Annotated in this window: 13 protein-coding genes; 11 read left to right on the top strand and 2 right to left on the bottom strand. The window is 74.2% G+C overall.

Features of this window, described 5'->3' with window-relative positions; genetic code table 11:
* Positions 1-64: 64 nt before the first annotated feature.
* The 6 genes from ACF09E_RS03730 (at position 65) to ACF09E_RS03755 (ending at position 5,536) form a co-directional block, all read left to right on the top strand.
* Positions 65-148 (top strand): putative leader peptide, encoded by an 84-nt coding sequence (locus tag ACF09E_RS03730; protein ID WP_352027631.1) that lies wholly within the window; start codon positions 65-67, stop codon positions 146-148.
* 204 nt (positions 149-352) lie between these two features.
* Positions 353-1,213 carry an ABC transporter permease gene (locus ACF09E_RS03735; protein WP_392203674.1) on the top strand — a complete coding sequence of 287 codons (861 nt, stop codon included), beginning with the start codon at positions 353-355 and terminating at the stop codon, positions 1,211-1,213.
* Positions 1,186-1,917 carry an ABC transporter ATP-binding protein gene (locus ACF09E_RS03740; protein ID WP_392203675.1) on the top strand — a complete coding sequence of 244 codons (732 nt, stop codon included), beginning with the start codon at positions 1,186-1,188 and terminating at the stop codon, positions 1,915-1,917. The genes ACF09E_RS03735 and ACF09E_RS03740 overlap by 28 nt, the downstream gene beginning before the upstream one ends.
* Before the next feature lie 76 nt (positions 1,918-1,993).
* Positions 1,994-3,028, top strand: coding sequence for an ABC transporter substrate-binding protein (locus ACF09E_RS03745; protein WP_392203676.1), 1,035 nt, complete (start codon positions 1,994-1,996; stop codon positions 3,026-3,028).
* The gene (locus ACF09E_RS03750; protein ID WP_392203677.1) at positions 3,025-4,236 is read left to right on the top strand and encodes an LLM class flavin-dependent oxidoreductase; all 1,212 of its coding nucleotides are present in this window, start codon (positions 3,025-3,027) and stop codon (positions 4,234-4,236) included. The genes ACF09E_RS03745 and ACF09E_RS03750 overlap by 4 nt, the downstream gene beginning before the upstream one ends.
* 79 nt (positions 4,237-4,315) lie before the next feature.
* Complete coding sequence (locus tag ACF09E_RS03755) at positions 4,316-5,536, top strand: NAD(P)-binding domain-containing protein (protein ID WP_392203678.1); 1,221 nt, start codon at positions 4,316-4,318, stop codon at positions 5,534-5,536.
* A 7-nt stretch (positions 5,537-5,543) separates the two neighbouring features.
* Here ACF09E_RS03755 and mltG read toward each other — a convergent pair whose 3' ends face one another.
* Both mltG and ACF09E_RS03765 read right to left on the bottom strand, forming a co-directional pair.
* Entirely contained in the window at positions 5,544-6,440 is an 897-nt protein-coding gene (gene mltG, locus ACF09E_RS03760) for an endolytic transglycosylase MltG (RefSeq protein WP_392203679.1), read from the bottom strand.
* 304 nt (positions 6,441-6,744) lie between these two features.
* On the bottom strand, positions 6,745-8,628 hold the full coding sequence (locus ACF09E_RS03765) for an ABC transporter ATP-binding protein (RefSeq protein WP_392203680.1): 1,884 nt from the start codon (positions 8,626-8,628) through the stop codon (positions 6,745-6,747).
* A 90-nt stretch (positions 8,629-8,718) separates the two neighbouring features.
* Here ACF09E_RS03765 and ACF09E_RS03770 point away from each other — a divergent pair, with 90 nt between their 5' ends.
* From ACF09E_RS03770 to ACF09E_RS03790, 5 genes are all read left to right on the top strand, one after another.
* Complete coding sequence (locus ACF09E_RS03770; RefSeq protein WP_361861572.1) at positions 8,719-9,207, top strand: MarR family transcriptional regulator; 489 nt, start codon at positions 8,719-8,721, stop codon at positions 9,205-9,207.
* Positions 9,208-9,243: 36 nt separating this feature from the next.
* The gene (locus tag ACF09E_RS03775) at positions 9,244-12,168 is read left to right on the top strand and encodes an FAD-binding and (Fe-S)-binding domain-containing protein (protein ID WP_392203681.1); all 2,925 of its coding nucleotides are present in this window, start codon (positions 9,244-9,246) and stop codon (positions 12,166-12,168) included.
* A 180-nt stretch (positions 12,169-12,348) separates the two neighbouring features.
* Entirely contained in the window at positions 12,349-13,770 is a 1,422-nt protein-coding gene (locus ACF09E_RS03780; protein WP_392203682.1) for a Gfo/Idh/MocA family protein, read from the top strand.
* A 233-nt stretch (positions 13,771-14,003) separates the two neighbouring features.
* A complete protein-coding gene (locus ACF09E_RS03785) occupies positions 14,004-15,827 on the top strand; it encodes an ABC transporter transmembrane domain-containing protein (protein WP_392203683.1) in 1,824 nt (607 codons plus the stop codon).
* Positions 15,824-17,605: an ABC transporter ATP-binding protein gene (locus ACF09E_RS03790; protein WP_392203684.1), complete on the top strand. Its 1,782-nt coding sequence runs from the start codon at positions 15,824-15,826 to the stop codon at positions 17,603-17,605. Before ACF09E_RS03785 ends, ACF09E_RS03790 begins: the two co-directional genes overlap by 4 nt.
* Positions 17,606-17,624 lie beyond the last annotated feature (19 nt).

Raw genomic sequence — 17,624 nt, forward strand, 5'->3', positions numbered from 1 at the left:
TCGTGGCACGTCCACGCTCCGAGACACCGTTGACCCGGGGCGCGCGCGTCGCTACCTTCGCGCCATGTTGCGTACAGCCCTGCTCACCACGCGCGGTCACATCGACCTGCTGCGGGTGGCCTCCGCCGCGTGTCGCCGCGGTCGCTGACGCCCTTCCACGCCTCCGACGCACCGTCACCCCCCTGACCCCGCACGCCCGCACGGCCGGGCGCCGGGGAGCCGGGGCGTGCGCGCCGTAGCCGTACCCCCGCCGACCACCTGAGCATCCGCGCCCGCGCTCGCCCCGCGCCGCCCGCGGTCGCCGAGGCGTACCCCCACGTCCTCTCCCGCCCCACTCCCCCGGAGTCCCGCCATGACGGTCGACCACGCCCCTCCCTCCACTCCGCCCGATATATCGCCTATACCGGATCTGGAGCCGCTCACCCCCGAGCGCGGTCCCGGCCGCGCCCCCGCCGTGCCGCGCTGGCTGCGCCGCACCGTGGGCCCCGTCCTGCTCCTCGCCCTGTGGCAGACCCTCAGCGCGACGGGAGTGCTGCCGCCCGAGGCGCTCGCCTCGCCGGGCACCATCGCCCGCGCCGCCGGCGAGCTCATCGGCGACGGGACCCTGCCCACCGCGATGGGCGTCTCCCTGCGGCGCGTCGCCGCCGGACTGCTGATCGGCGGGATCGCCGGCATCACCCTCGCCCTGGTCTCCGGGCTCTCCCGGCTCGGCGAGGACCTCGTCGACGCCCCCGTCCAGATGCTCCGGACCGTGCCCTGGGTCGGGTTGATCCCGCTCCTCATCATCTGGCTGGGCATCGGGGAGGCCCCCAAGGTGGCGCTCATCGCGCTCGGCGTCGCCTTCCACCTCTATCTGAACGTGTACGCCGGCATCCGCGGCGTCGACGCCCAACTCGTCGAGGCCGGGCAGTCCCTGGGCCTCGGACGCTGGGGGCTCGTCCGGCACGTGGTGCTGCCGGGGGCGCTGCCCGGAGCCATGACGGGCCTGCGCTACTCCCTCGCGACGGCCTGGCTCGCGCTGGTCTTCGGGGAGTCCATCAACGCCGACGCCGGCATCGGCTTCCTCATGAACCAGGCGCGGGAGTTCTTCCGGACCGACGTGATCGTCGTCTGCCTCGTCGTCTACGCCTTCCTCGGCCTGCTCGCCGACGCCGTCGTCCGTACTCTCGAAAGGCTGCTGCTGCAATGGCGACCGACCTTCACCGGGCAGTGACCGTCCAGGGCCTCACCCGGTCCTTCGACGGCCGCCCCGTCATCGACGGGCTCGATCTCACCCTGGGCGCCGGGCAGTTCACCGCCCTCCTCGGTCACAGCGGCTGCGGCAAGTCGACGCTCCTGCGGGTGCTGGCCGGGCTCGACCGGGAGATCTCCGGCACCGTCCTCGTCCCGCGCCGCCGCGCCGTCGCCTTCCAGGCGCCGCGCCTCATGCCGTGGAAGCGGGTCTGGCGCAACGTGCTCCTCGGGCTGCCCGGCAAGCCGGGCCGCGCGGTGGCGGAGCAGGCGCTCGCCGAGGTCGGCCTCGGCCACCGCTCGGGCGCCTGGCCGAAGACCCTCTCCGGCGGCGAGGCCCAACGGGCCTCCCTCGCTCGCGCCCTGGTGCGGGACCCCGACCTCCTGCTGCTCGACGAGCCGTTCGGCGCCCTCGACGCCCTGACCCGCATCACGGCGCAGCGTCTGGTCGCCGAGCTGTGGCAGCGGCGCGGCTGCACGGTGCTGCTCGTCACCCACGACGTGGACGAGGCCCTCCAACTGGCGGACCGCGCCCTGGTCATGCGGGACGGGGTCATCGCCTACGACACCACCGTGGACCTGGACCGCCCCCGCTCCCCCGGCGATCCCGCCCTGGCCGCGCTCCGCACCCGGCTGCTCGCCGAACTCGGCGTCCACGAGACCCGGTCGGCCCCCCAGCCGGTCTGACCCGCGGCCCGCGCAGGACGCGCACCGTCCGGTCCACCACTCCCTTCCCTTCCGTCCCTCACCCAGGAGAGTCCCCGTGAAGTCCTTCCGCCTGTCCACCGCGGCACTGCTCGTGCCGCTCGCGCTCCTCGCCTCCGCCTGCTCCGGCGCCTCCGCGGCCGGCTCGTCCTCGAACTCCGACGGCAAGGGCTCCCTCGTCCTGAACGTCGGCGACCAGAAGGGCGGGTCCGAGGCCCTGCTGCGGGCCGCCGGCGAACTCGACGACCTCCCGTACCGGATCACCTGGTCGACGTTCACCTCGGGACCACCCCTCCTGGAGGCGGTCAACGCCAAGGCCGTCGACATCGGATCGGTCGGCAACACACCACCGGTGTTCGCCGCGGGCGCCGACTCGAAGATCACGGTGGTCGCCGCCACCCACGGCGACTCCGCGGGCGAGGCGATCCTCGTCCCTAAGGACTCGCCCGTGCGCTCCGTGGCGGAGCTGAAGGGCAAGCGGGTCGCCGTCGCCCAGGGGAGCTCCGCCCACTTCCAGCTCGTCGCCTCGCTCGGCAAGGCGGGCCTGAAGCCGGACGACGTCCGGGTGTCGCTGCTCCAACCGGCCGACGCCCTGGCCGCGTTCACCAGCGGCAAGGTGGAGGCCTGGGCGACCTGGGACCCGTACACCTCGCAGGTGCTGCTGAGCGGCAAGGGCCGGGTCCTCGCCGACGGGCGCGGGCTCACCAACGGCCTCGGCTTTCAGGTAGCCGCCCCCTCGGCGCTCGCCGACCCCGAGAAGGCGAAGGCCGTCGGTGACTTCGTCGAGCGCCTGCGGCGCGCCCAGGACTGGGTGTTCGAGCACCCCGAGGCCTGGGCGAAGGTCTGGGCGAAAGAGACCGGACTGCCCTACGAGGTGGCGCTGGCGGCCGTGAAGCGCAGCAACGGCACCCGCATCGCGGTCGCCCTCGACGACGCGGCCGTCGCCTCCGAGCAGAAGATCGCCGACACCTTCGCCGAACTCGGCCTCATCCCCCGCACGTTCCGCTTCGCCGACTACGTCGACACCCGTTTCAACAAGAACCTGCCGCCGTCCACCACGCCGGCGCGCAGCTACGGAAAGGCCTCCTCGTGACCGTCCACCTGAACTGGTTCCTGCCCACCGGCGGAGACGGCCGGACCCTCGTCGACCGGCACGCCTACACGGGCGGCGGGATCACCCGCGACCGCGCCGTGTCCGGGGTGCGGGCCCCCGACATCGACTACCTGATCCAGATCGCCAAGGCGGCCGAACAGCTGGGCTTCGAAGCCGTGCTGACCCCGACCGGCACGTGGTGCGAGGACGCCTGGCTCACCACGGTGGCGCTCGCCCAGCACACCGAGCGGCTCAAGTTCCTGGTGGCGTTCCGGCCGGGGGTGATCTCGCCGGTCCTCGCGGCCCAGATGGCGTCCACGTACCAGCGGATCACCCGCGGCAGGCTCCTGCTGAACGTGGTGACCGGCGGGGACTCGGCCGAGCAGCGCCGCTTCGGCGACCACCTGGACCACGACCGGCGGTACGCGCGCACGGCGGAGTTCCTGTCGGTCGTGCGGGGCGCGTGGAGCGGCCGGCCGTTCGACTACGAGGGCGAGCACTTCACGATCGAGGGCGGACTCACGGCGCTGCCGCCGGACCCGCTGCCCGAGATCTTCTTCGGCGGCTCCTCTGCCGCCGCGGGTCCGGTGGCCGCCGAGCACGCCGACGTGTATCTGACCTGGGGCGAGCCCCCGTGGCAGGTGAAGGAGAAGATCGACTGGATCCGGGAGCTCGCGGCGGAGCGCGGCCGCACGGTCCGCTTCGGGATCCGGCTCCACACGATCTCCCGCGACTCGTCGCGCGAGGCCTGGGCGACGGCCGACCGGCTCCTCTCCGATCTCGACGCCGAGACGATCGCCGCCGCGCAGCAGGTCCTGAGCCGCAGCGAGTCGGTCGGCCAGCAGCGGATGCTGGCCCTGCACGAGGGCGGCTCCCTGGGCCGCGACCGGCTGGAGATCTCGCCGAACCTGTGGGCGGGGGTCGGGCTCGTGCGGGGCGGGGCCGGCACCGCGCTGGTCGGCAGCCATGCCGAGGTCGCGGACCGGATCGAGGAGTACCACGACCTGGGCGTGGAGCACTTCGTCCTGTCCGGCTACCCCCATCTGGAGGAGGCGTACTGGTTCGGCGAAGGCGTGCGGCCGGAGCTGGCCGCACGCGGTCTGCTGCCGGCGGCCGTCCCCTCCCCGCTGCTCGGGGTCCCGGCCGCGAACGGCCGGCCCGCCTCCGCGCCGGGCGGCGCCCCGCTGCTCGTGGCGGGCGGGCGGTAGCCGGCAGCCGGTTCGCCGGGCGACGAGCGGGGGCGGGGGTGCGGGGAAGATCCGCACCCCCGCCCCTGTTGGTAGAACCGTGAACGATTACGGGGTCGAAGAGGCAGGGGGCACGGCGGCGCTGCCGCCGAGGCCGGTGGACGTCGTCGTCATCGGCGCGGGGCAGGCCGGACTCTCGGCCGCCTTCCACCTGCGGCGCGGCGGACTGGAACCGGACCGGGACTTCGTCGTCCTCGACCACGCCCCGCGGCCCGGCGGAGCCTGGCAGTTCCGCTGGCCCTCGCTCACGTACGGCAAGGTCCACGGGATGCACGCGCTGCCCGGCATGGAACTCACCGGCGCCGACCCCGACCGGCCCTCGTCCGAGGTGATCGGCGGATACTTCGACGCGTACGAGCAGACCTTCGACCTGCGGATCCACCGCCCCGTGGACGTCACGGCCGTACGGGACGGCGAGGCGGGGCGGCTCCTCGTCGAGACCTCCGAGGGGACCTACGCGGCCCGTGCCCTGATCAACGCCACCGGCACCTGGGACCGCCCGTTCTGGCCGCGCTATCCGGGCCAGGAGACCTTCCGCGGACGGCAGCTCCACACCGCGGGCTACCCCGGCCCCGAGGCGTTCACCGGTCTGCGGGTCCTCGTCGTCGGCGGTGGGGCCTCGGGCACCCAGCACCTCATGGAGATCGCGGACGTCGCCGCCGAGACCTTCTGGGTGACCCGGCGCGAGCCGGTCTGGCGCGAGGGGCCGTTCGGGGAGACGGAGGGACGGGCCGCCGTGGCGCTGGTGGAGGAGCGGGTGCGGCGGGGTCTGCCCCCGAAGAGCGTCGTCTCGGTCACCGGACTCCCCCTGAACGACGCGATCCGCGCGGCCCGCGCGCGGGGGATCCTCGACCGCCTCCCGATGTTCGACCGGATCACGCCGACCGGGGTGGCCTGGGACGACGGGCGGACCGTCGACGTGGACGTGATCCTCTGGGCAACCGGCTTCCGGGCCGCGATCGACCACCTCACCCCGCTGCGGCTGCGCGAGCCGGGTGGCGGCATACGGGTGGAGGGCACCCGCGCCGTCCGGGACGAGCGCGTCCACCTGGTGGGGTACGGCCCCTCGGCGTCGACGATCGGCGCCAACCGGGCCGGGCGGGCGGCGGTCTCGGACGTACGGCGTCTGCTGCGCCGCGAGACAGCGGCCGGGCCGGCCGCCCCGGCGGCGCCTCCGGCGGTCCCGTCCCCGGCCCCGGCCCCTCCGGCGGCCTACCCCGGGGGCGCCGTGGCGCCCGCTCCGGCGACGGCCGCCGGCTGAACCCCGCTCAGCCCTTCTCGGCGCCCCGGTTGGCGTTGAACTCGGCGACGTTCGCCCGGTGGACCGCGTAGTCGGCGGTGAACCGGGTGTCCCCGGGCGCCACCGTCACGAAGTAGAGCCAGTCCCCGTCGGCCGGGCGGAGCACCGCGTCCATGGCCTGGTCCCCCGGATTGCCGATGGGAGTCGGCGGCAGGCCCTTGCGCGCGTACGTGTTGTAGGGGCTCCGGAGACGGGTGTCCTCCCGCGAGGTGTCCACCGTGCTGCGGCCGAGGGCGTAGTTGAGGGTCGAGTCCATCTGCAGGGCCATGCCCCGGGCCAGCCGGTTGTGGACGACCCGGGCGACCTTGGCCATGTCCTCCGGGTTGTCGGCCTCGGCCTGGACGATGCTGGCCGCGATCACCGTCTCGTACACGCTCATGCCGTGCGCCCGCGCCCCTTGGGCGATCCGGTCGGTCCCGAAGCGCTTCCCCGCCGTGTCCACCATGAAGCGGAGCAGTTCCTCAGGGGTGGTGGCGTCGAGCACGGGATACGTGGCGGGGAAGAGGTAGCCCTCGGGGTTCCCGCCGGCTGCCGCGGGCAGCGGCAGAGCGGTGGCGGGCGCGGTCGCGGTCGTGCGGGCGGTGCCGCGGGACAGGCCGAGCGCCCGGTCGACGGCGGTGTAGACCTGGCCGGCGCGCCAGCCCTCGGGGACGAGGAAGGCACGGGGCTGCTCGACGGGCGGTTCGTCCCGCGTCAGGAGCAGCGGGAGGGTGACGCCCGCGGCCACCGCGACGAGGACTCCGAGGACGAGCGCCAGGCGGCCGCGGCGGGTGAGCCGGGGGCGGCGGCGGGACGGCCGGAGGCGGGTGCGGAGGGAGGGGCGGCGGCGTGGGGGTGCGTACGGGGACGGCGGCCGGTACGTCATGGCCGCACGCTAACCCGGCGCGCACGGGAATCCCGGGAGGCCGTGCACACGGCGGCGCCGCCGGTCCCCTGGGACGGGGGACCGGCGGCGCCGGGCACTGCGATCGTCAGACGAGCCAGCCCAGGAAGTGGAGGACGCCGGCAAGCAGGTTGGTGATGACGTTCATGGTGGTGCTTCTCCTCGTACAGGTGCACCGTGGGACCGGTGCGTGATCGGGACCGCGCGGTGACGGTCTGCAGCCCGTCGATCGCGCACCGCAATCATCCGACGCCGTGTGTGCCTGGGGCAACGAATTCCGGAGCGATCACACGTTCTGGGGAACAACCGCTCCCACGTTCGTCTGTTCGGCACCGACCCCGGATGCGGCCCCGGTCGCCGCGCCGGCGCTCCGGGCGTCCCGCCGCACGAGGGCCGCGTACTTCCCGTCCAGGGCGAGCAGCTCGTCGTGCGTGCCGCGCTCAGCGATCCGGCCCGCGTCGAGGACGACGATCTGGTCGGCGTCACGCACGGTGGAGAGCCGGTGGGCGATGGTGACGGTGGTCCGGCCGGCGGACAGGGAGTCGACGGCCTGCTGCACGGCGTGCTCCGTGCGGGTGTCGAGGGCACTGGTGGCCTCGTCGAGGATGAGGACGGGCGGGTCGCGCAGGATGGTGCGGGCGATGGCGAGGCGCTGCTTCTCGCCGCCCGAGAAGCGGTAGCCGCGCTCGCCGACCAGGGTGTCGTACCCCTCGGGCAGCGAGGCGATGTGGTCGTGGATCTGGGCGGCGCGGGCGGCGGCCTCGATCTCCTCGTCGGTCGCGTCGGGCTTGGCGAAGCGGAGGTTGTCGGCGACCGAGGCGTGGAAGAGGTACGTCTCCTGGGAGACGACGCCGACCGCGCGGGCGAGGGTGTCGAAGTCGAGGTCGCGCACGTCGACCCCGTCGAGGGTGACGCGGCCGCCGGTGACGTCGTACAGCCGCGGCACCAGGTAGCTGAGGGTGGACTTGCCGGATCCGGTGGGGCCGACGACGGCCAGGCTGCCCCCGGCGGGCACGGTCAGGTCGACGGCGTCCAGGGTGGGCCGCCCGGTGCCCTCCGGGTCGTAACGGAACTCCACCTTCTCGAAGCCGACCTCGCCGCGGATCCGGGTGAGGCGGACGGGCTCGGCGGGCTCCGTGATGTCCACGGGCAGGTCGAGGTACTCGAAGATGCGCTGGAAGAGCGCGAGGGAGGTCTGCATCTGCACGCCGGTGGAGAGCAGGCTGACCGCGGGACGGAAGAGGCCCTGCTGGAGCGAGACGAAGGCGACGAGGGTGCCGAGCGAGATCGCGGCGCCGCCGGAGCCCAGGGCGATGCCGGCGGCCCAGTAGATCAGGGCGGGCATGGCCGCCATGACGATGCCGATGGTGGACATCCGCCACCGCCCTGCCATGGAGGAGCGCACCTCCAGGTCGACGAGGCGCTCGGACTCCTCGGCGAAGGACGCGGTGAGGGAGTCGGCGCGGCCCATGGTGCGGCCGAGCAGGATGCCGCTGACCGAGAGGGACTCGGTGACGGTCGCGGCCATGGCCGCCATCTGCTTCTGGCGCTGGGTGGTGATGCGCTTGCGCTCGTCGCCCACGCGCCGGCTGATCCACACGAAGACCGGGAGCAGGAGCAGCGAGACGAGGGTGAGCCGCCAGTCGAGGGCGAGCATCGCGGCGACGGTGGCGACGACCGCGGTGAGGTTGGAGACGAGGGAGGTGGCGGTGGAGGTCACGGTGGCCTGCATGCCGCCGATGTCGTTGGCGATGCGGGACTGGACCTCGCCGGTACGCGTGCGCGTGAAGAACGCGAGCGGCATCCGCTGGAGCTGCTCGTAGACCCCGGTGCGCAGGTCGTGCATGACGCGCTGTCCGACGGTGGTGGAGATCAGGGTCTGGAGCACGCCGAAGACGCTGGTCAGCACCGCGGTGGCGATCATGCCGAGGGCGAGCAGGCTGAGCAGCCCGGTGCGCCCCTGGGGGATGGCGGTGTCGAGGATCTCCTTGAGCAGGAACGGGGAGGCGACCGTGACCAGCGAGGCGGCGCCGACCAGGAGGCCGACGAGTACCAGGCGGGCGCGGTAGGGGCGGAAGAGCCGCAGGATGCGCCGCAGCTGCGCGGGCTCCTTGGGCTGGCCGGGGTCGCGCGGCGGGGGCGTCCAGTCGGACTGGTCGTGGGGGCGCATGGGCTCCTTCGGGGGTTCGGCGATGTCGTCGAGAGCTTAGCTCATTGTTACCTATACTCACAATGAACGAGGTCCTGATATTGTTCCCGCATGAGCACCTCCGCCGTTCCGACCGGCTCCGGCCGTTCGGGGGAACCCGACACCGAGGGCGCCGACGGCCTCCTCGCCGAGCAGCTGCTGCGCCTCACCCGGCGTCTGCACCGGATCCAGAAGCGTCACCTGGAGCCGGTCGGCATCACACCCGCCCAGTCCAGGCTGCTCCGCACGGTCGCGCACTTCGGGGAGCCGCCCCGGATGGCCGACCTCGCCGCCCGCCTGGAGGTCGTCCCGCGTGCGGTGACCAGTCTGGTCGACGGTCTGGAGGCCGTCGACCGGGTGCGGCGGGTGCCCGATCCGAGCAACCGCCGGGTCGTGCGGATCGAGCTCACGGACGCGGGCCGCGCCACGCTGCGGGAGCTGCGCAGCGCGCGCCGGGCGGCCGCAGAGGACATCCTTGCTCCATTGACCGCCGCACAGCGCGAGGCACTCGGAGGTCTCCTGTCCGCCCTGGTCGACCCCGGCCCGGAGGGCGGCTGCTGACCCCGGGCACGCGGACGCGCGAAACGGAGCCGTGACATGCCGCTGTTCGAGCCGAACCCGCAGGCCCTCCGCCCCGGCGCGAACCGGAGTCCGTCCCCGGACCGCGTGCCGGAGCTCCAGGCGCGGGGGACGCCGAGGCGGCTGCGCGAGGAGCTCACCGAGCTCCTCGGCGCCGAGAAGGTGCTCTCGAAGATCTCGGACCTCGTGCGGTACGCCTCCGACGCCAGCCCCTACCGCTTCGTCCCGCAGGCCGTGGTGGTCGCCGAGGACATCGACGACATCTCCACGATCCTGTCGTACGCCCACGGCAAGGGCCGCGAAGTGGTCTTCCGGGCCGCCGGGACCAGTCTCAACGGCCAGGCGCAGGGCGAGGACATCCTGGTCGACGTCCGCCGCCACTGGGCCGGCGTCGAGGTCCTGGACGGCGGTGCGCGGGCCCGGATCCGCCCCGGCACCACCGTCGTGCGCGCCAACGCCGCCCTCGCCCCGCACGGACGGGTCCTCGGCCCCGACCCGGCCAGCGCGATCGCCTGCACGATCGGCGGAGTCGTAGCCAACAACGCCTCCGGCATGACGGCGGGCACCACCAGGAACTCGTACCGGACCGTCTCCTCGCTCACCTTCGTGCTGCCGAGCGGCACCGTGGTGGACACGGCCGACCCGGCCGCCGACGAGGAGCTCGCGCACGCCGAGCCGCGCCTCTGCGCGGAGCTGATGCGCCTCAAGGCCGAGATCGAGGCCGATCCCGCGCTGACCGCGCGGATCCGCGCCAAGTACGCGATCAAGAACACCAACGGCTACCGGCTCGACGCCTTCCTCGACGGCGACACCCCGGTGCGCATCCTGCGGGGCCTCATGGTGGGCTCGGAGGGCACCTTCGGCTTCATCTCCGAGGTCGTCTTCGACACCCTGCCGCTGGACCGCGAGGTGTCCTCGGCCCTGCTGTTCTTCCCCTCGCTGCCGGCGGCGGCCGAGGCCGTACCCCTCTTCAACGCGGCCGGCGCGCTGGCCGTCGAGCTCATGGACGGCAACACCCTGCGGGCCTCGGTGAGCGTGGCGGGCGTCCCGGCGGACTGGGCGGAGCTGCCCAAGGAGACGGCGGCCCTCCTCGTCGAGTTCCGCGCGCCCGACGCGGCGGCGCGGGAGGCGTACGAACGGGCGGCGGACGAGGTCCTCCCCGGTCTGCGCCTGGTGGCCCCGGTGGCCTCCGTGGAGAACGCCTTCACCACCGACCCGAAGCGGATCGCCGGCTACTGGAAGGCCCGCAAGGCCTTCGTGACGGCGGTCGGCGGCTCCCGGCCCTCCGGCACGACCCTGATCACCGAGGACTTCGCGGTTCCCCCGGCCCGGCTGGCGGAGGCCTGCCAGTCGCTGCTCGACCTGCAGTCACGGCACGGCTTCGACGCCGCCGTCGCGGGTCACGCCGCGCACGGCAACCTCCACTTCCTGCTCGCCTTCGACGCGGCCGACCCGGCCGACGTCGAGCGCTACGCGGCCTTCATGGACGAGTTCTGCAAGCTCACCGTGGAGCGCTTCGACGGCTCCCTGAAGGCGGAGCACGCCACCGGCCGCAACATCGCCCCGTTCCTGGAGCTGGAGTGGGGGACCCAGGCGACCGACCTGATGTGGCGGGTCAAGGAGGCCATCGACCCCGACGGGGTGCTGGCCCCGCGGATCGTCCTGGACCGCGACCCGCACGCCCATCTGCGGGGCCTCAAGACGATCCCCGCCGTGGAGCGGATCGCCGATCCCTGCATCGAGTGCGGCTTCTGCGAACCGACCTGCCCCAGCCAGGACCTGACGACCACTCCGCGCCAGCGGATCGTGCTGCGCCGGGAGATGATGCGGCAGCGGGCCGGCTCCCCGGTGGAGGCCCGGCTCCTGGAGTCCTACGGCTACGACGCCGTCGACACCTGCGCCGGGGACTCCACCTGCAAGCTCGCCTGCCCGGTCGGCATCGACACGGGCGCGCTGATGAAGGAGTTCCGGCACGAGCGGCACAGCGCGCGCGAGGAGCGGGTGGCCGCCCTGGCCGCGAGGAACTTCCGCGCGGCGGAGGCCTCGGCGCGGCTCGCGGTCGCCGCCGCCGACCGGATCGGCGACCGGGTCCTGGCCTCGGTGACCGGCCTGGCCCGCCGGGCGGTCAGCCCGGACCTCGTCCCCGAGTGGCTGCCCGAGATCCCCGGCGCGGCGGCCCGGCGGCTGCCCCGCACCCACCGCCCCGCGGCCGTCGCCGTCTACTACCCCGCCTGTGTGAACCGGATCTTCGGCAACCCGGAGGGGATGCGCGGCCCCTCGCTGCCGGAGGCCGTGGTCGCGCTGTCGGCCCGCGCCGGGAGGCCGGTGTGGATCCCCGACGACGTGACCGGAACCTGCTGCGCCACCATCTGGCACTCGAAGGGGTACGAGCGGGGCAACGAGGTGATGGCGAACCGGATCGTGGAGGCGGCCTGGGGGTGGACCGCGGGCGGGACGCTGCCGCTCCTCGTGGACGCCTCCTCGTGCACCCTGGGCATCGCCCACGAGGTCGTGCCGTACCTGACGGAGGAGAACCGGGCGCTGCACGCCGGGATGACGGTGGTGGACTCGCTGGTGTGGGCGGCGGACGAGCTGCTCCCCCGGCTGGAGGTGCGCCGCCGGGTGGGCTCCGCCGTGGTCCATCCGACCTGCTCGATGCGGCATCTGGGCGACGAGGACCGGCTGACGGAGCTGGCGCGGGCCTGCGCCGACGAGGTCGTCGTCCCCTCCGACGCGGGCTGCTGCGCCTTCGCGGGCGACCGGGGGATGCTGCACCCGGAGCTGACGGCCGCGGCGACGGCCCGGGAGGCCGCCGAGGTGACCGCCCGCCCCTTCGACGCGCACCTCTCGGCCAACCGGATGTGCGAGATCGGGATGGACCGGGCGACGGGCCGCAGCTACGCATCGGTGCTCCTCGCCCTGGAGCACGCGACCCGCCCCTGACGTCCTCCGGGTCCCGACGCCACCTGGTTCCCGGCGCTCGAAGGGCCCCTCGCCCCCGCGGCGAGGGGCCCTTCGTACGTTCGGGTGAGGGTGGGCGCCCGGTACGGCTCGGTGCGAGATCCGGAACATCACCCGTCGCAGGATGCGTGAGTCAGCCGTGCCACAGCTCCGGGAGGTTCCGTGAACGAGCAGCCACCGCACGAGCCGAGCCGCCGCGGGGTCCTCCGGGCCACCGCCGGCGCGGGACTCGCGCTCGGCGCCCTCGGCGCCCCGGCCGCGGAGGCGGCCACCCCGGGTACCCCGGCCGCTCCGGCCGCCGCGCCGGTCGCCGACCCCGCCGCCGGGCGGCGGCGCCTCGGGGCCACCATGGCGGGCGTCCCCTTCGAACGCCGCTCCACCGTCCGGGTCGGCATCGTCGGCTACGGCAACCGGGGCGCCGGCATGATCGGTCACTTCCTCTCGCTCCCCGGCGTCCGGGTGAACGCCGTCTGCGACCCCGTGCGCGACAAGGCCGAGAAGGCCGCCGCGGCGGTCGTGGCAGCGGGCCGGCCCGCCCCCGCCGTCTACGCGAACGGCGAGAACGACTTCGAGAAGCTCTGCGCCCGCACGGACCTCGACCTCGTGTACGTGGCCACCCCCTGGGAGACCCACTTCCCGATCGCCCGCGCGGCGATGCTGGGCGGCAAGCACGTCGGCGTCGAGTGCCCGGTCGCCATGCGCCTCGACGAACTCTGGGAACTCGTCGACCTGTCGGAGCAGACCCGCCGCCACTGCATGCAGCTGGAGAACTGCTGCTACGGCCGGAACGAGATGCGGGTGCTGCGGATGGCGCACGCCGGGAGGTTCGGCCGGCTGCTGCACGGGGCGGGGGCGTACAACCACGACCTGCGCGCCCTGATGTTCTCCCCCACGTACTACGAGGGCCCGTGGCGCCGGCGGTGGCACACGCAGCTGAAGGGCGACCTCTACCCCAACCACGGCTTCGGCCCCGTCGCCATGTACATGGACATCAACCGGGGCGACCGGGCGGTGAGCATCAGCAGCTTCGGCACCCCGGCGCTGGGGCTCGCCGAGTACCGCCGCGAGCACGTGCCGGCCGGCGACCCCAGCTGGAAGGAGACGTACGTCGGGAGCGACCGGACGATCAGCCTGGTCCAGACGGCCCTGGGCCGGGTCATCCGCCTGGAGCACGACGTCTCCACCCCCCACCCGTACAGCAGGGTCAACAGCCTGGGCGGCACCCGGGGCGTCTTCGAGGACTACCCGGCCCGGATCTACCTGGAGCCGGACCACACGGACGACCAGTGGGCCGACTTCTCGTCGTACGCGGCCGAGTTCGACCACTGGCTCTGGAAGGAGCACGCCGACCCGCCGGGCGCCCACGGCGGCATGGACTACCTCATGGTCTACCGCCTGATGCAGTGCATGCAGCTCGGGCTGCCGCCGGACTTCGACGTCTACGACGCCGCCACCTGGACGGCTCCCGTGCCGCTCAGCCACGCCTCGATCAACGCGCAGGGAGCGCCGCAGGAGATCCCCGACTTCACGCGCGGCGCATGGCAGCGGGCCCGCTCGGGCGTGGACTCGGTGAAGCCCGCCTGACGGGCGGGGTCCCGGTCCCGCCGAACGGGGTGGTGCCCGGCCTCCGCGGCCGGGCACCGACCGCCCCCGTGCGGTCCAGAGGACGGTGAGCGGACATGGCGCGATCTGTTCGCCCCTGTGGAAAATCGATTGCCGCTCCCGGGGGAAGACGCGAACCTTGCACCGCTTTCCCCCGCCGTCGCACCCCCTCGGCGCGCGTTCCCCCAGACCAGACCCGGAGACCCTGGGACGCCATGCAGATTCGAGACCTTCCCTTCGCCGACCCAGGGGTCCCCGATGTCCGCTCGGGCACCCGGTTCCTCGTGTGGCTCGGCCGTCAGCAGCTCGGCGGGCAGGTGAAGTCCATGCTGTGGGGGCTCCTGCACCACCTGGGCATCGCCGGACTGCCCCTCGGCATGGGCATCGCCGTGCAGTCGGTGGTGGACCGCGACGGCGGGCGCCTCGGACTCGCCGGAGTGCTGCTGGTGGTCCTGGGCGCCGCGATCTCGGTGGGTGACGTGATGCTGCACCGCACCGCCGTCACCAACTGGATCACGGCCGCGGCCCGGGTCCAGCAGCTCCTCTCCCGCAAGACCGCCGAACTGGGCTCGCTCCTGACCCGGCGGGTCGCCGCCGGCGAGGTCGTCGCCGTGTCCACCGGCGACGTCGAGAAGATCGGCTGGTTCGTCGAGGCCCTGTCGAGGTTCGCCGCGGGCGCCGTCGTACTCGTCGTCATCTGCGTCGGCCTCGTCGTCTACCAGCCCGCCCTCGGCGTCGTGGTGGCCGTCGGCATCCCGGTCCTCGCCCTCGCCGTCCTGCCGCTGCTCCCCCGCGCCACGCGCCGGGCCGACCTCCAGCGGGAGAAGGCGGGTCGGGCCACCGAGCTGGCCTCCGACACCGTCGCCGGGCTCCGCGTGCTGCGCGGCATCGGCGGCGAGGACCTGTTCCTCGGCCGCTACCGCGCCGCCTCCCAGGAGGTCCGCACGGCGGCCGTGCACAGCGCGCGCATGTGGGCGCTGATCTCCGCGATCCAGGTCGTGCTGCCGGGCATCCTGCTCATCGTCGTGGTCGCGTACGGCGCGCGCCTCGCCCTCGACGGGCGGATCACGGTCGGGGAACTGGTCACGGTCTACAGCGCGGTCGCCCTGACCTACCACCCGCTGCGCAACTTCGAGGAGATCGCCATGGCCTTCTCCTTCTCCCGGCCGTCCGCGAAGCGGGCCGCCCGGGTCCTGGCGCTGACCCGCACGACCGGTCCCGCCACGGCCGCGGACGGGGACGCGGCGGCGACCGGCGACCTCTACGACCCGCTGACCGGACTGCTCGCTCCGGCCGGGCGGTTCACCGCGGTCGTCTGCGGCGACCCGGACGTGGCCGGGCGGCTGGCCGACCGGCTCGGCGGGCACCCGGCGGACCCGGGCGGCGACCACACCTCGGTGCTGCTCGGCGGGGTCCCCCTCGACGAGCTGTCGCTGGACACCGCCCGCACGGCGGTGCTCGTCCAGGACAAGGACCCGGTCCTGCTCTCGGGCACCCTCCGGGAGCTCCTGGACGTGCCCCGCTCCGGCGGGGTGGCGCCGGACCGGGCCCTGGCCGCCGCCGAGTGCGGCGACGTCCTCGACGCGCTGGCCCAGGCGTCCGCGGACTCCGACGGCGACCCGATGCGCACCCGCATCACCGAGCGGGGCCGGTCGCTCTCGGGCGGCCAGCGCCAGCGGCTCGCCCTCGCCCGGTCGCTGGTCACCGACCCGGAGGTGCTGGTCCTCGACGAGCCCACCTCGGCGGTCGACGCGCACACCGAGGCCCGGGTGGCCGGCGGCATCGGCGCCCTGCGGGCGGGCCGGACCACGGTGGTCCTGGCCTCCTCGCCGCTGCTCCTGGACCGCGCCGACCGGGTCGTCCTGGTCCACGAGGGCCAGGCGGTCGCCGTCGGCACCCACCGCGAACTGCTCGCCCGTGAGCCCCGCTACCGCGCGGTCGTCACCCGCGAGACCGACGAGGAGCGGGCCGTGCCGGCCCCGGCCGGCGCGCTCGACGCGACCGACGCACTCGAAGCACTGGAAGGGGAATCGGCATGATCGGCCTGGCGCCTCCGGAGTACGACCCGGCGGCCCCGACGACGGCGACGACACTGCCCGTCGCCGCCCACGCGACCGTCCGCGACTACGCGCGCGGTCTGCTGCGCCGCCACCGCCGGGCGTTCTCCCTGCTCGTCGGGGTGAACGCGGTCGCGGTGATCGCCTCGATGGCCGGCCCGTACCTGCTGGGCTCGGTGGTCGACCGGCTGGCCTCGGGGGCGCGCGACCTCCATCTGGAGCGCACGGTCGCCCTGTTCGCGGTCGCGCTGCTCGTGCAGACCGTCTTCGTCCGGCTGGTCCGGCTGCGCGGGGCCATGCTCGGCGAGGAGATGCTGGCCGACCTGCGGGAGGACTTCCTGGTCCGTGCGGTCGGCCTGCCGCCGGGCGTCCTGGAGCGGGCCGGCACCGGCGACCTCCTCTCCCGGATCACGACCGACGTGGACCGGCTGTCCAACGCGATGCGCGAGGCCGTGCCCCAGCTGGCCATCGGCGTGGTGTGGGCGGGGCTGCTGCTCGGCGGCCTCGCCGTCACGGCGCCGCCGCTCGCACTCGCCGCGCTGGTCGCCGCGCCCCTGCTCGTCGTGGTCTCCCGCTGGTACTTCCGGCGGGCGCCCGCCGCCTACCGCTCGGAGTCCGCGGGGTACGCCGCCGTGGCCGCCGCCCTGGCCGAGACGGTCGACGCGGGCCGCACGGTCGAGTCGCACCGGCTCGGCGCGCGCCGGATCGCCCTGTCCGACCGGCGCATCTCGGAGTGGGTGGCCTGGGAGCGGTACACGCTGTTCCTCCGCTCGGTGCTGTTCCCCGCGGTCAACCTCACCCATGTGACGGTGCTGTGCGCGGTGCTGCTGTTCGGCGGTGTCTTCGTCCTCCAGGGCTGGATCGACGTCGGGCAGCTGACGACGGGCGCGCTGCTCTCCCAGATGCTGGTCGATCCGATCGGCATCGTGCTCCGCTGGTACGACGAGCTCCAGGTCGCGCAGGTGTCCCTGGCCCGGCTGGTCGGTGTCCGCGACATCGAGCCGGAGGCGGGCGACGCCGAGGTGCGGCCGGAGGGCCGGGCCGTCCGGGCGGACGACGTCCGGTTCGGCTACCGCGAGGGCGTCGACGTCCTGCACGAGGTGTCCCTGAAGGTGGCGCCCGGCACCCGGCTGGCCCTCGTCGGTCCGTCCGGCGCCGGCAAGTCCACCCTCGGCCGGCTCCTCGCGGGCATCTACGGGCCGCGGGCCGGTTCCGTCACCCTCGGCGCGGCCGAGCTGTCGCGGATGCCGGCCGAGCGGGTCCGGGAGCACGTGGCCCTGGTGAACCAGGAGCACCACGTGTTCGTGGGCTCCCTCCGGGACAACCTGCTGCTGGCCCGGACGGGCGCCTCGGACGCCGAGTTGTGGGCTGCGCTCGCCGCCGTGGACGCGGAGTCCTGGGCGCGGGGGCTGGACGAGGGGCTGGACACCGAGGTCGGCTCGGGCGGCCGTGCGACGACCCCGGCTCAGGCCCAGCAGATCGCCCTGGCCCGGCTCGTCCTGGCGGATCCGCACACCCTGGTCCTGGACGAGGCGACCTCGCTGCTCGACCCGCGGGCGGCCCGGCACCTGGAGCGCTCCCTGGGCCGCGTCCTGGACGGGCGGACGGTCGTGGCGATCGCGCACCGGCTGCACACCGCGCACGACGCGGACCTGATCGCGGTGGTCGAGTCCGGCCGGATCAGCGAGCTGGGCAGCCACGACGAACTCGTCGCGGCGGACGGGGCGTACGCCGCGCTGTGGCGGTCGTGGCACGGCTGACGTACGGGGGAACAGGGGG

Origin of the sequence: Streptomyces sp. NPDC014891, assembly GCF_043081085.1 — a bacterium.
In the GTDB taxonomy this organism is placed as follows: Bacteria; Actinomycetota; Actinomycetes; order Streptomycetales; family Streptomycetaceae; genus Streptomyces.

Excerpts from the sequence above, each read along its gene's own strand:
- ACF09E_RS03730 (WP_352027631.1), top strand. The coding sequence starts at position 65 with ATGTTGCGTACAGCCCTGCTCACCACGCGCGGTCACATCGACCTGCTG.
- mltG (WP_392203679.1), bottom strand. The coding sequence starts at position 6,440 with ATGACGTACCGGCCGCCGTCCCCGTACGCACCCCCACGCCGCCGCCCC.
- ACF09E_RS03735 (WP_392203674.1), top strand. The coding sequence starts at position 353 with ATGACGGTCGACCACGCCCCTCCCTCCACTCCGCCCGATATATCGCCT.
- ACF09E_RS03740 (WP_392203675.1), top strand. The coding sequence starts at position 1,186 with ATGGCGACCGACCTTCACCGGGCAGTGACCGTCCAGGGCCTCACCCGG.
- ACF09E_RS03765 (WP_392203680.1), bottom strand. The coding sequence starts at position 8,628 with ATGCGCCCCCACGACCAGTCCGACTGGACGCCCCCGCCGCGCGACCCC.
- ACF09E_RS03770 (WP_361861572.1), top strand. The coding sequence starts at position 8,719 with ATGAGCACCTCCGCCGTTCCGACCGGCTCCGGCCGTTCGGGGGAACCC.
- ACF09E_RS03790 (WP_392203684.1), top strand. The coding sequence starts at position 15,824 with ATGATCGGCCTGGCGCCTCCGGAGTACGACCCGGCGGCCCCGACGACG.
- ACF09E_RS03785 (WP_392203683.1), top strand. The coding sequence starts at position 14,004 with ATGCAGATTCGAGACCTTCCCTTCGCCGACCCAGGGGTCCCCGATGTC.
- ACF09E_RS03775 (WP_392203681.1), top strand. The coding sequence starts at position 9,244 with ATGCCGCTGTTCGAGCCGAACCCGCAGGCCCTCCGCCCCGGCGCGAAC.